We start from the raw sequence: 12,152 nt of genomic DNA on the forward strand, positions 1-12,152 counted from the left end.
ATATTGGCCGGGGCGTGTTTCAGTGGATCGTTGGCAAAGGTCGGGAAGGTAACGCGATCGGGCAGGGCGTGACGAGGATGTTTCAGCGCCTGCCGAACCGGCGCCCGCGCGGCTGATCCACCACCTGCCAGGCCGGCATGTCGGTGCCGGGCAGCACCGCGTCGGCCAGTTGGTAGCGGGACCAGGCGTAGCGCACCTGCCGGCCTTCGACGATCGGGTCGGTGCTGTCGCGGAGCTGGCGGACCACCGCCCGGAGATTGGCCGCGCACTCGGCGTAGGTCTTGTCGTCGGTGCGGAAGAGATCGCGCTCGCCCACCGCCCGTAGCCCCCGGGTGACCGCGCCCCGGTCCGGGTGCTCCGGGTCCAGCGGATGCACGCGGAACGTCACCTCGACCCGTTTGGCCGCGATGTCGCGGTCGAGTTCGGCCGGCGTACAGACGTGGCCCTGGTGCGGCAACCAGACCGCGGTGACGCGGCCGCCGGCGGTAATCATCTGGGTCACGAGAAAACCGGCCAGCTGCGACGCTTCCTCGGCAGGGCCGGAGGAGTTCCCGCTGGGGACGGCGGAGGTCAGGGTCACCACGCTGCGATGCCCGGCCACCGCGGCGGACAGGGCGGAGTTCCCGCGCGCGGCGGTGTCGATGGCCAGCGCGGGCTCCTCGAGTGGGTCGGGGGACAGGGTCAGCCGGACGTGGGTGCCCGCGACCGGCAGCACGTACTCGGTCTCCGCCGACTCCGCCAGGGCGGCGGCCGGCTCCGGCAGCACACTGCCGAACACCTCGCCCAGGTGCCGGGCCGGCTCACCCAGCAGGAGGTGGATCGCCCAGGTGTCCAGGACCACGTCACCGCGGCTCGGATCGATGACCGCCGAGATGCCCGCCGCCGAGAGGCGGTCCAGCAGCGCGTCTCCGCCGTTGGGGGTCGTGACCTTGTACGCCAGCTCGGCCGCAGTGATCGGGAACACCGCCAGATAGTCGGTATCGCCCTCGGGGGTGGTGGCCCGCATGAGCGCCGGTGGGTAGCCCAGCGGTGGGCCGATCAACGCTGCGGCGAACGGAGCCGAGTCATCGAACAGCATGTTGTCCTGATCGGTGATCGTGTGCCCCCAGGCCAGGAAGCTGTCGTAGGTCTGCGGAATCCGGGCCACGTCCTTCAGCATCCGGATCGGCCAGAAGTTGGCTTCCTTGTCCAGCTCCGCCTCGTTGATCGGGTCGAGGCCGGGCCACCCGGCCGGAAGACCGATCATCAGTTCGAGCCGGGCATGCTCGAACCCGTCGGGCACGGCCATCGGCAGATCCGACATGCCGGCGGTGACCAGGGTCAGATGGGGGTAGTCCTGGCTCGGCGGGAACACGTGGAGATCGAGGGTGATGCCCCAGCTGCGTCGTTCGGACAACGTGATGTACTCGTCCCCGAGGTAGCGGCGCAGATGGAACTCATTGGCCCTCCGGCGTTGCTTGTCGCGCGGGGCGGGGGTCAGTCCCTCGATCGGGTCGATGTGGCGGTAGATCGGGTCTCCGTTGGGAGCGAACTCCTCATCACCGGGATCACTCATCGAAAGCCTCTCCTGAGGGGCCGGACGGCGTCACTGTACGCCGGGACCGGGCGAGTACGCCGGATCGGGCGATCAGGCCGGCCCGGATCAGGGCAGGGCATGCAGTGGTTCGGGCCCGGGCAGCGCCGCGGCCAGGGCCTGGCCCGAGCGTCGGTCCGCTTCGCGAATCGGTGCCCGGGCCACCAGCAGGACGGCAGCATCGGCGACCTGTTCGGCCGGCAGCGCGGCGTCGGTCCCGCGGTGCCGCGCCAGGATCACCGACTCCACCAGGCCGATCACCAGCGACGCCTCGGCCCCGGCTCCCGGCCGGCACTGCTCGGCCAGCGCGGAGTAGCGTCGCTCCACCTGCTGCCAGGCGTCCCGGAACCGTGCGAAGGCCTCGTCCTGCACCTCCGGCAGCAGGTACAGGGCGCCCAGGTTCACCTCCCCCTGGCCCAGTTGCCGGGCGTCCCACCAGGTCAGTGCCCACAGCCGGGCCGCAGCCGGCTCACTGCCGACGAGCAGGTCACCGGCCAGGTCGATCGTCGGCTGCACCGTGTCCAGCAACAGGGTGAGCAGGATCTCCTCCCGGTTCGGGAAATAGTGGTAGAGCGTCGCCTGGGAGATTCCGGCCTTCTCGGCGATGGCGTGGGTGCTGGCCTGGAATCCGTGGACCGCGAACAGTGCCGCGGCGGCGTACAGGATGTCGGCCCGGGTCCCGCGCCCGGTGGGGGATTCGCTCTTGCGGGGTCGTCCGCGTCCTGCCATGCGGTCCAGCTTTGCCGACGCCGACCCGGCCCGGCAACCGCAACACAGCCGTAACGCCGCTCGAACAGCCCGGTCACATCCGTCGATTTGACTACCTTCAACAGTTTCTGTCGGACGACAGAAAAACCGCGACGCCGGCTCTGCCCAGCATCCGCCGACCACCGAAGGAGACCGCCGTGACCACTGCGACCGCCACCACCGCCGGGGCTCGGGAGCACGCCCGGGCCCAGGCGGGGACCCCCTGCGACACGATGCCGATCCTGCCGGCGACCGACTTCCCCGACGTCCCCGCCGGCATCGACCCGGCGACCCTGGTCTGGGCCGAGCGGGTCGCCGGAGGCAACTACACCCACAAGGTCCTGGCCCGCGGCACCCTGCTGCAGCTGACCGACCTCACCGGCGACGCCTGCGCCCATGTCCTGCTCTACAACGCCCTGGAACCGGTCGAACGACTCAACGTCGCCGACACCCAGAAGGTGCAGTGGCAGGTCTATACCGACACCGGTCAGCTCCTGCTCAGCGACCAGGGCCGCGTCCTCGCGTCGGTCGAGGCGGCGACCGCCGGCCGCCACGACTCGATCTTCGGCACCAGCACCCGCGCCCGCAACGAGGAGCGCTACGGCGACGGCGCCCCGCACGGCCCGTCCCCGGCGGGTCGCGAACTGTTCAAACTGGCCGGCCTCAAGCACGGCCTGGAGGCCCGCGACCTGCCGCCGAACGTCTCCTTCTTCCAGGGCGTCCGCATCGACGCAGACGGCCACCCGCACTGGGAGGGCTCGGCCGGGCCCGGCGCCGGCATCACCCTGCGGATCGAGATGCCCGCGATCGTCCTGATCGCCAACACCGCCCATCCGCTGGACCCGCGCCCGGCGTACCACTGCGGCCCGCTCGAGGTGCTCGCCCGCCGTGACCGCCCCACCACCGATACCGACCCGCTCTGGTCGCGCAGCCCCGAGGGGCGCCGCGCGTACGCCAACACTCTCGACTACCTGACCGCCCGCGGTCTGGCCTGAAAGGACCCGAGATGACCACGCTCATCCGACCCGACTTCGGCACCGTGCTGTCCCGCCACACCGTGGCCCCGCGGGCCCCCTGGTCGGCGATCCTGACCGCCGGCCAGGTGCTCACCATCGTCGACCTCGACGGCAACCAGGCCGTGGACTTCCTGTGCTACGACGCCCACGACACCTCCCGCGCCTACTCCGTCCAGGCCACCCTGCAGGGCCAGGGCTCGGTCTACCTGACCGAGGGCTCGATCCTGCGCGACAACGAGTACGACCCGCTGCTCGTCGTGGTCGCCAACGACGTCGCCCGCCAGGACACCCTCGGCGGCGCCTGCTCCAAGGAATCCAACACGCTGCGCTACGGCCACCACACCTGGCACCAGCACGGCTGCGTCGACAACTTCCTGATCGAACTGAGCAAGTACGCGATGGGCAAGCGGGACCACGTCTCCAACGTCAACTGGTTCATGAACGTCCCGGTCGACCCCGACGGGGCGTTGGGCATCGTCGACGGCATCTCGGCCCCCGGCCTCCGGGTCAGCCTGCGGGCCGCCAAGGACACCCTGGTTGTCGTCTCCAACTGCCCGCAGATCAACAACCCCTGCAACGGCTTCGACCCCAGTCGCGCCGAGATGATCATCCAGGAGGGCCGATGACCACCCCGCTGCCGACGACCCTGCTGATCGCCAACCGTGGCGAGATCGCCGTCCGGATCATCCGGACCGCCAAGCGCCTGGGCCTGCGTACGGTCGCGGTCTTTTCCGAGGCCGACCGGGGTGCGCTGCACGTGCACCACGCGGACGAGGCCGTCCTGCTGGGCGGCGAGGCGGCCGCCGATTCCTATCTGCGCCAGGACCGGATCATCGAGGCCGCCCGGGCCACCGGCGCCACCCTGATCCACCCCGGCTACGGCTTCCTGTCCGAGAACGCCGACTTCGCCCGGGCCTGCGCCGCGGCCGGGATCACCTTCGTCGGCCCGACCCCCGAACAACTCGAACTGTTCGGCGCCAAGCACACCGCCCGGGCCGCCGCCGAAGCCGCCGGTGTCCCGATGCTGCCCGGCACCGGTCTGCTCGCCGACCTGACGCAGGCGTACGCCGCGGCCGACCGGATCGGCTATCCGGTGATGCTCAAGGCGACCGCCGGCGGTGGTGGCATCGGCATGCAGGCCTGCCACACCCCGGCCGAACTCGGTGCCGCCTGGGACAACGTACGCCGCCTCGCCGGCGCCAATTTCGCCTCCGCCGGGGTCTTCCTGGAGCGCTTGGTCACCCACGCCCGACACGTCGAGGTCCAGATCTTCGGCGACGGCGCCGGCACCGTGATCAGCCTCGGCGACCGCGACTGCAGCCTGCAGCGCCGCAACCAGAAGGTGCTCGAGGAATCCCCGGCCCCCGACCTGCCCGATACCGTCCGCGCCGAGATCGCCGACGCCGCCCGCCGGCTGTGCGCCGCGGTCGACTACCGGTCGGCCGGCACCGTGGAATACATCTACGACGCCGTCCGCCAGGAGGCCGCCTTCCTGGAGGTGAACACCCGCCTCCAGGTCGAGCACCCGGTGACCGAGGCCCGCTACGGGATCGACCTGGTCGAATGGATGCTGCGGCTGGCGCTGGGGGAGACCGACGTGGTCGCCGAACCGGCCGCTCCGACCGGGGCCGCGGTGGAGGCCCGGATCTACGCCGAGAACACCGACCTGGGCAATGTGCCCAGCTCCGGCACGATCACCGCCGCCGAGTTCCCCGAAGGCGTCCGCGTCGACGGCTGGATCGAGGCCGGCAGCGCGGTCTCCACCAGCTACGATCCGCTGCTGGCCAAGCTCATCGTGCACGGCACCGATCGCGCCGACGCCTGGGCCAAACTCGGCGCGGCGCTCGCCGCCACCCGGGTCCAGGGCGTGGCGAGCAACCTCGGCCTGCTGCGCACCGTCGCCGAGGAAGAGACCGTCCTCGCCGCGACCCACTCCACCGACACCCTCAACCACGTCGTCAACACCCAGCCGCGGTTCGAGGTCCTCAAGGGCGGCCTGCTCACCACCATCCAGGACTGGCCCGGCCGGGTCGGGTACTGGCCGGTGGGCATCCCGCCGTCGGGCCCGATGGACGACTGGTCCTTCCGGGCCGGGAACCGGGCGCTCGCGAACGCCGAGGGCGCACCGGGCCTGGAGATCACCATGGCCGGGCCCACGCTGCGCTGTCACACCGAGACCCGGCTGATCGTCACCGGCGCACCCACGCCGGTCACGGTCGATCAGGCCCCGGTCCCGCAGTGGGAACCGATCACCGTCCCCGCCGGCGGCGTCCTGGAGATCGGGACCCCGACTGCCGGCATGCGCAGCTACCTGCTCGTCGAGGGCGGCCTCGACGTCGCCCCGGTGATGGGCTCGGCGGCCACCTTCACCGACGGGAAGATCGGTGGTCTCACCGGCGGTCCGTTGCGCCCCGGCGACATCGTCCCGCTGGCCACCCCCGCCGAGCCGCAGCAGGTCTGCATCGTGCCGAGCGCCGAGCGGCCGGACTTCTCCGCGCGCTGGGAGATCGCCGCCCTGGAGGGCCCGCACGCCGCGCCGGAGTTCTTCACCGAGTCCGACATGGAGACCTTCTACAACACCGACTGGGAGGTGCACTTCAACTCCGCCCGCACCGGCGTACGCCTGGTCGGACCGAAACCGGAATGGGCCCGCAGTGACGGCGGCGAGGCCGGGCTGCACCCGAGCAACATCCACGACACCGCGTACAACGTCGGTGCGGTCGACTTCACCGGCGACATGCCGATCCTGCTCGGCCCCGACGGACCCAGCCTGGGCGGATTCACCTGCCCGGTGACCGTGCCGACCGCGCACCGCTGGATGCTCGGCCAGCTGCGTCCCGGGGACCGGGTCCGGTTCGTGCCGATCTCGATGCCGCAGGCGCACGGGCTGCGCCGCTCGCCGCTGGCGGCGCCGGTGCCCGACCGCGGTTGCATCGTCGACGGCGGGATCCTGCTGACCGACCCCGGCCGCCCCAGCGGCCCTGGAGAAGCGGGCCGCCCCAGCGCCCCCGCAGCAGGGATCCGCCATGACGATCTGCCGTCGATGACCGTACGCCGCCAGGGCGACGCGGCACTGCTGGTCGAATACGGCCCGATGCAACTGGACCTGGTGGTCCGGATGCGGGTGCATGCCCTGGCCCAACGGATCAGCGAACTCGCCGATCACGACCGACTGGCCGGGATCATCGAGCTCACCCCCGGCATCCGGTCCCTGCAGATCCACCTGGATCCCGACGTGGCCGACCCCGAAGCCCTGGTCAACCTGCTGCGCGACCTCGACTACGCGCTGCCCTCGACCAAGGACCTGCGGGTCCCCAGCCGGACGGTGCACCTGCCGCTGTCCTGGGACGACCCGGCCACCCGGGAGGCGATCCAGCGATACATGGCCGGCGTCCGCGACGACGCCCCCTGGTGTCCGTGGAACATCGAGTTCATCCGCCGGATCAACGGGCTCGCGAGTGTCGAGGACGTCTACCGGACCGTGTTCGACGCCGAATACCTGGTCATGGGCCTGGGCGACGTCTACCTCGGCGCCCCGGTCGCGACCCCGCTGGATCCGCGGCACCGGCTGGTCACCACCAAGTACAACCCGGCTCGCACCTGGACTGCGGAGAACTCGGTCGGCATCGGCGGGGCGTACCTGTGCATCTATGGAATGGAGGGCCCCGGCGGTTACCAGTTCGTCGGCCGGACCACCCAGGTCTGGTCCACCCACCAGCAGCGCGGCGCGTTCGAGCCCGGGGTGCCGTGGCTGCTGCGCTTCTTCGACCGGATCAAGTGGTTCCCAGTCAGCACCGAGGAACTGGCCGAAATGCGCGCCGACATGGCCGCCGGCCGGCTGGAGCTGAAGATCGAGGAGGGCACCTTCGGGGTGGCCGAGTACGCCGAGTTCCTGGCCGAGAACGCCGACTCGATCGCGGAGTTCCGGAACAAGCAGCAGGTAGCGTTCGCCGCCGAGCGGGCGGCCTGGGAGGCGTCCGGGGAGTTCGAGCGGGCCTCGGTGGCCGGGGGAGCCGAGCCGGAATCGGCCGAGGTGGAGATTCCGCCGGGCTGTACGGCGGTGGAGGCACAGTTCGCCGCGAACGTGTTCCGGATCGACGTGGCCCCCGGGGACCGGGTCCGCGCCGGCCAGACGCTGCTCGCGGTCGAGGCGATGAAGATGGAGGCCGCGGTGGTCAGCCCGGTCGACGCGGTGGTGGTCGAGGTCCTCACCCGCTGCGGCGCCCAGGTGGCGCCGGGGACACCGCTGGTCGTGGTGCGTACGCAGAACGAAGAGCTGGACGAGATGGAGGCAGTGGCATGAGCGAGTCGAGCGAAATCACCGGCGTGGCCAAGGTGGCCGAGGCGTACGCCCGGGTCGCGGCGGCCGACCGGCCGGAGGTCTGGATCACCTTGCGCGACCGTGACGAGGTGGCAGCCGAGTTCGCCGCGGTGCAGGCCGCCGTGGCGGCGGGGGAGCCCCTGCCGCTGGCCGGGACCCTGTTCGCGGTGAAGAACAACATCGACGTGGCCGGGATCGTGACCACCGCCGGGTGCCCCGCGTACGGTTTCGAACCGGTGAGCGACGCACCGGTGGTCGCTCGGCTGCGGGCCGCCGGGGCGGTGGTGCTCGGGTCGACCAACCTGGACCAGTTCGCCACCGGCCTGGTCGGGGTCCGCAGCCCGTACGGGGCGGTCCGCCATGCAACCCATCCGGACCTGGTCTCCGGCGGTTCCTCCAGCGGCTCCGGGGTGGCCGTCGCGCTCGGCTTCGTCGACTTTGCCCTGGGCACCGACACGGCCGGCTCGGGACGGGTCCCCGCCGCGTTCCACGGCCTGTACGGGGTCAAGCCGACCCGCGGTCTGGTGCCGACCACCGGGGTGGTCCCGGCCTGCGCCTCCTTCGACGTGGTGACCGTGCTGGACACCGACCCGGTCCGGGCCGCCCTGATCGCGCAGATCATGGCCGGCCCCGATGCCGGGGACCCGCTGTCCCACCGGCCGGCGGCCCCGGCCCGCCTGGTCCGCCGGGTCGGGATCGCCACCACCGAACAGCTCGGCGAACTCGCCCCCGGCTGGGCCGAGGCGTACGCCGCCGAGGCCGACCGGCTCGCCGAGCGTGGTCTGGAGCTGGTCGAGGTCGACATCACGATGCTGCTGGACACCGCCCGGATGCTCTACGACGGGGCTTTCGTCGCCGAGCGGTACGCCGCGGTCGGCGAGTTCGTCGACGCGCACCGCACCGAGGTCGACCCGACCGTCGGCGGCATCATCGCCAAGGCCCGCGACATTCCGGCCTGGCAACTGGCCCGGGAGAGCCGCGACCTGGATCGGCGCCGGGTCGAAGCAGCCCGGATGTTCGAAACCATAGATGCGCTACTGCTCCCGGTCACCACCCAGCATCCGAGTATCGCCGCGGTGCAGGCCGATCCGGTCGGGATCAATCGGGACCTGGGCCGGTTCACCAACTTCGTCAATCTGCTCGACCTGGCCGCCCTGGCCTACCCCGCCGCGGAGGTGAATGGGCTCCCGTTCGGGGTCCAGCTCGTGGGTCCGGCCTACAGCGACGCCGAACTGCTGGTCGCCGCCGGGGTCGGGGGGCGGGAATCGGTGGGGGCGGCCGGATGAGGCTTGCGGTGGTGGGTGCGCATCTGGCCGGGCAGCCGCTGCATCACCAGCTCAGCGACCGGGCTGCCGTGCTGGTGGCCGTGACCCGGACTGCCCCGGCGTACCGGTTGTGGGATCTGGGCACGACGCCGGCCAAACCGGGCCTGGTCCGCGACCCCGACGCGGGCGCGGCGATCGTGGTCGAGGTCTGGGACCTGGGCGGGGAGGCGTTCGCCGGCTTCGTCGACGCCCTGGCCACCCCGATGGCGATCGGGCATGTGGAACTGGGCGACGGGTCCTGGGTGAACGGCTTCCTGGTCGAGCCGTACGCGCTCACCGGCGCGACCGAGATCACCGAGTACGGCGGCTGGGCGGCCTACCTGGCCGGCCGCGCGGTGAGCCAGTCGGCAAAGGTGTGAGCCAGCGATTCCAGCTCCGCGGCGCGGAAGTGGTCCGGGAGCCAGGCGGCGTACAGGGGCACCACCACCGCCTGGCCGTCGTACCGCAACGGGCGGGAGACCAGGCCGAAATGGGACTCTTCCACGCCGATGGTGACCCCGCTCCCGTGGGAGATGTGGGCCTGGGCGAGCAGGCCGGTGCTGACGAAGCCGACCTTGGGCGGCACCCGCCCGACCCCGGTCAGCAACCCCGACACGGTCTCGGCGACCGCGGTGTTCACTGCGGGCAGCAGGATGTGCTCGGCAGCCAACTCGGTGACCTCGAGTCCGGCCGGGGCGTCGGCGGCCAGCGGGTGCTCGGCGGGCAGCTGGACCAGCAGCGGAATGTCACCGACCCGGTGCAGCGCTGCGCGCCCGGCGGCCGGTCGGACGCTGCTCAGGGCCAGATCGGCACGGCCGGACAGCTCCCCGACCACCTCGTGCGGCGGGGTCGCGATGAATTCGGTGATCGGCGCACCGGTGGCGGCCACGAACGGCACCACATAGAGCTCACTGATGCCCGGCATGCTTGCCAGCACCAGGCCGGAATCGCCGGTCTCCGCGGTGGAGAAGGCTGAGCGGACCCGGAGCGAACGTGCCCACAGGTCCCGCGCCATCGGCTCCAGGCGACGTCCCGCCGGGGTCAGCGTGAGTCCGGTCGGGGTCCGGAAGAACAACGTCGCCCCCAATTCCTCCTCCAGTGCGCCAATCCGTTTCGAAATCGCCGATTGGGTCAAGTAGGTGCGGCGCGCGGCCTCGCTCATGCTCTGGGCATCGAGCACAGTCAAGAAGATGCCGATCGTCCGATCATCCATGCCGCGACCCTATCCCGCCATTCCGCCCTGGAATATCCCCAGTCGAGACCGTCGTCGCGTACCTCTCGACAGCGACGGTGGGGCTGCCTAGGGTTTTGTGCGGGAGTCCCCGGCCACAAGGAGAGGCAGGAAGCATGGCAGACAACGGAGTGGTCCTGAAGCGGGTGGGAGTGGTCGTTCGCGATCTGGCCACCGCGCAGGCAGCCTATGAGAAGTACCTCGGCATCACCGACTGGGCCACCGCGGAGTACCCGGCCGAGGCGCTGCGCGATGTCCGTGCGGCGAACGGCCGCGAGACCACCGGTGCCTACCGCTCGGCGATCGGCCGCTGGGGTGCGGCCGAGGGGGTGGTCTTCGAACTGGTCGAGCCGATCTCCGGCGAGACTCCCTTCAACGAGTACCTGCTGACCAAGGGGCCGGGCATCGCCTGGCTGACCGTGGTCGACAAGGACCCGAGCAACCCGAACACCCTGGCGAGCCGGTTGACCGGGCTCGGCATCGCGGTGTCGAACTCCTGGGAGACCGCGGAGGGCCGCCGGGAGTTCTGGGACACCCGCGACGCCCTGGGCGGCTACCTGCTGGAGGTCGCCGACCCCGCCGCGGCCGACCCGATCGCGCCGAATGCCGCCGACGCCACCTCGCCGCTGCCGTTCACCCAGGTCTTCCACTTCGGCGTGATCGTGAACAACGTGATGAAGGCCAACGAGGCCTACCATGCGATCTTCGGGATCACCGAGTTCCCGATCAAGGCCTGGAACGCCGAGATGGGCCGGCTGGATTCGCCGCAGTACCGCGGCAAGTCCGTCGAGCACGGGTACTTCACCTCCCAGGGCATGTGCGAGAACTTCGGCTTCGAGATCATCGAAACCACCTACGGCGACAGCCACTACAACCGCGAGTTCTCCGACCGCCGCGGACCGGGCATCCATCACGTGTACGCCTGGATGGCCAAGGACGAGAACGAGTGGGTAGCCACCATCGACACGATGACCGGGCTGGGGGCGCCGATCTGCATGGGCTCCCCGTTGCGCGGCGGGGCCGCGGAGTTCGCGTACTTCGACACCGCCGAACTCGGCTTCCTGATCGAGGGCGTCATCCGTCGGCGTCCGGCGGAGCCGCAGTACCAGGCGCCCGACTGGGTGGTGACCTTCCATGGCTGAGGCGATCGCGCGGCAACTGCGGACCCTGCACATCCTGCCCGACCACCCCGATCCCCGAGCTCTGGCCGCGGCCCTGGCCCCGGTCCGGGAGGCCGCGGGCTGCGTGACCGCCGAGGCGTACGAGTCCTGCACCGGCGCGTCGCACCTGGTGCTGACCACCCAGTGGGAGTCGGAGGTGGCCTTCTCCGCGTGGTGGCGGGACGCCGAACGCAATGGCACCGATGTGCTGGTGGCGGCGTTACTGGCCGAGGGCGTGGAGCACGAGTTCTATCCGCGCTCGGAACAGTTCAGCCCGGTCAACGGGATCTGGCAGCGTGATGTCGACTCGCTGATCACCTGGCCGGCCGGCAGCGGCGGGGTCCGGATCCTCATCGAGTACGCGGTGACCCCCGACGATCAGACATACGCGGTTCTCGAACGGGAAGTTCCGGAGACCCTCCGGGAAACCGGCTGCGAATTTTACGACTGGCTCCGCAACGTCGAGCTGGCCGACCATCTGCTGCTGGTGGAGTTGTGGGCCGACCAGGAAATCTACGACATGCACAACGACCTGCGGATGGTCACCGCGGAATACCGCGGGCCGAGCCATCGGCAGCCGGTGGAGTCGACCCGGGGCGGGACCAGTCGGGAGTTCTATCGACAGCACGGCTACCGCCCGATGTACGGGCGCTGGCAGCCGATCGAGGATGCCGATCAGTCGATCGGGGTCAAGTGGGGGCCCGCCTGAGGTGCGGATCGTCGTTTTCGGTGCAGCAGAAATTGTGAACTGCCTTCTGACTGGAGCAGAACGGCTGATTTCGAAATCTGGTGCACCGAAA

The 12,152-nt window shown here is 70.7% G+C and carries 10 protein-coding genes; 7 read left to right on the plus strand and 3 right to left on the minus strand.

Features of this window, described 5'->3' with window-relative positions; genetic code table 11:
* Positions 1 to 82 precede the first annotated feature (82 nt).
* Positions 83 to 1,555 (minus strand): suppressor of fused domain protein, encoded by a 1,473-nt coding sequence (locus G531_RS0104700; protein ID WP_026926362.1) that lies wholly within the window; start codon positions 1,553 to 1,555, stop codon positions 83 to 85.
* A gap of 87 nt (positions 1,556 to 1,642) precedes the next feature.
* Positions 1,643 to 2,302, minus strand: coding sequence for a TetR/AcrR family transcriptional regulator (locus G531_RS20465; RefSeq protein ID WP_051215047.1), 660 nt, complete (start codon positions 2,300 to 2,302; stop codon positions 1,643 to 1,645).
* Positions 2,303 to 2,478: 176 nt separating this feature from the next.
* Between G531_RS20465 and G531_RS0104710 the strand changes: the two genes are divergently transcribed.
* Genes G531_RS0104710 through G531_RS26385 form a run of 5 tightly spaced genes read left to right on the plus strand, consistent with a single transcriptional unit; the run spans position 2,479 to position 9,341 of the window.
* Positions 2,479 to 3,315 (plus strand): urea amidolyase associated protein UAAP1, encoded by an 837-nt coding sequence (locus tag G531_RS0104710; RefSeq protein WP_026926363.1) that lies wholly within the window; start codon positions 2,479 to 2,481, stop codon positions 3,313 to 3,315.
* Positions 3,316 to 3,326: 11 nt separating this feature from the next.
* Positions 3,327 to 3,962: an urea amidolyase associated protein UAAP2 gene (locus G531_RS0104715; RefSeq protein ID WP_051215048.1), complete on the plus strand. Its 636-nt coding sequence runs from the start codon at positions 3,327 to 3,329 to the stop codon at positions 3,960 to 3,962.
* Positions 3,959 to 7,639: an urea carboxylase gene (gene uca, locus G531_RS20470; protein ID WP_051215049.1), complete on the plus strand. Its 3,681-nt coding sequence runs from the start codon at positions 3,959 to 3,961 to the stop codon at positions 7,637 to 7,639. Before G531_RS0104715 ends, uca begins: the two co-directional genes overlap by 4 nt.
* Positions 7,636 to 8,943 carry an allophanate hydrolase gene (locus tag G531_RS20475; RefSeq protein ID WP_211221766.1) on the plus strand — a complete coding sequence of 436 codons (1,308 nt, stop codon included), beginning with the start codon at positions 7,636 to 7,638 and terminating at the stop codon, positions 8,941 to 8,943. The genes uca and G531_RS20475 overlap by 4 nt, the downstream gene beginning before the upstream one ends.
* Complete coding sequence (locus tag G531_RS26385; RefSeq protein WP_211221767.1) at positions 8,940 to 9,341, plus strand: allophanate hydrolase-related protein; 402 nt, start codon at positions 8,940 to 8,942, stop codon at positions 9,339 to 9,341. The genes G531_RS20475 and G531_RS26385 overlap by 4 nt, the downstream gene beginning before the upstream one ends.
* Here the strand turns inward: G531_RS26385 and G531_RS0104730 are convergent.
* Positions 9,299 to 10,174 carry a LysR family transcriptional regulator gene (locus G531_RS0104730; RefSeq protein WP_026926365.1) on the minus strand — a complete coding sequence of 292 codons (876 nt, stop codon included), beginning with the start codon at positions 10,172 to 10,174 and terminating at the stop codon, positions 9,299 to 9,301. The genes G531_RS26385 and G531_RS0104730 overlap by 43 nt on opposite strands.
* 134 nt (positions 10,175 to 10,308) lie before the next feature.
* On the opposite strand from G531_RS0104730, the gene G531_RS0104735 reads away from it, so the two are divergent.
* Complete coding sequence (locus G531_RS0104735) at positions 10,309 to 11,334, plus strand: VOC family protein (protein ID WP_026926366.1); 1,026 nt, start codon at positions 10,309 to 10,311, stop codon at positions 11,332 to 11,334.
* Positions 11,327 to 12,061: a putative quinol monooxygenase gene (locus G531_RS0104740; RefSeq protein WP_026926367.1), complete on the plus strand. Its 735-nt coding sequence runs from the start codon at positions 11,327 to 11,329 to the stop codon at positions 12,059 to 12,061. Before G531_RS0104735 ends, G531_RS0104740 begins: the two co-directional genes overlap by 8 nt.
* Positions 12,062 to 12,152 lie beyond the last annotated feature (91 nt).

Source organism: Granulicoccus phenolivorans DSM 17626 = NBRC 107789 = JCM 15570, from assembly GCF_000423085.1.
Classification (GTDB): domain Bacteria; phylum Actinomycetota; class Actinomycetes; order Propionibacteriales; family Propionibacteriaceae; genus Granulicoccus; species Granulicoccus phenolivorans.

Excerpts from the sequence above, each read along its gene's own strand:
- G531_RS0104700 (WP_026926362.1), bottom strand. The coding sequence starts at position 1,555 with ATGAGTGATCCCGGTGATGAGGAGTTCGCTCCCAACGGAGACCCGATC.
- G531_RS20465 (WP_051215047.1), bottom strand. The coding sequence starts at position 2,302 with ATGGCAGGACGCGGACGACCCCGCAAGAGCGAATCCCCCACCGGGCGC.
- G531_RS0104715 (WP_051215048.1), top strand. The coding sequence starts at position 3,327 with ATGACCACGCTCATCCGACCCGACTTCGGCACCGTGCTGTCCCGCCAC.
- uca (WP_051215049.1), top strand. The coding sequence starts at position 3,959 with ATGACCACCCCGCTGCCGACGACCCTGCTGATCGCCAACCGTGGCGAG.
- G531_RS20475 (WP_211221766.1), top strand. The coding sequence starts at position 7,636 with ATGAGCGAGTCGAGCGAAATCACCGGCGTGGCCAAGGTGGCCGAGGCG.
- G531_RS26385 (WP_211221767.1), top strand. The coding sequence starts at position 8,940 with ATGAGGCTTGCGGTGGTGGGTGCGCATCTGGCCGGGCAGCCGCTGCAT.
- G531_RS0104730 (WP_026926365.1), bottom strand. The coding sequence starts at position 10,174 with ATGGATGATCGGACGATCGGCATCTTCTTGACTGTGCTCGATGCCCAG.
- G531_RS0104735 (WP_026926366.1), top strand. The coding sequence starts at position 10,309 with ATGGCAGACAACGGAGTGGTCCTGAAGCGGGTGGGAGTGGTCGTTCGC.
- G531_RS0104740 (WP_026926367.1), top strand. The coding sequence starts at position 11,327 with ATGGCTGAGGCGATCGCGCGGCAACTGCGGACCCTGCACATCCTGCCC.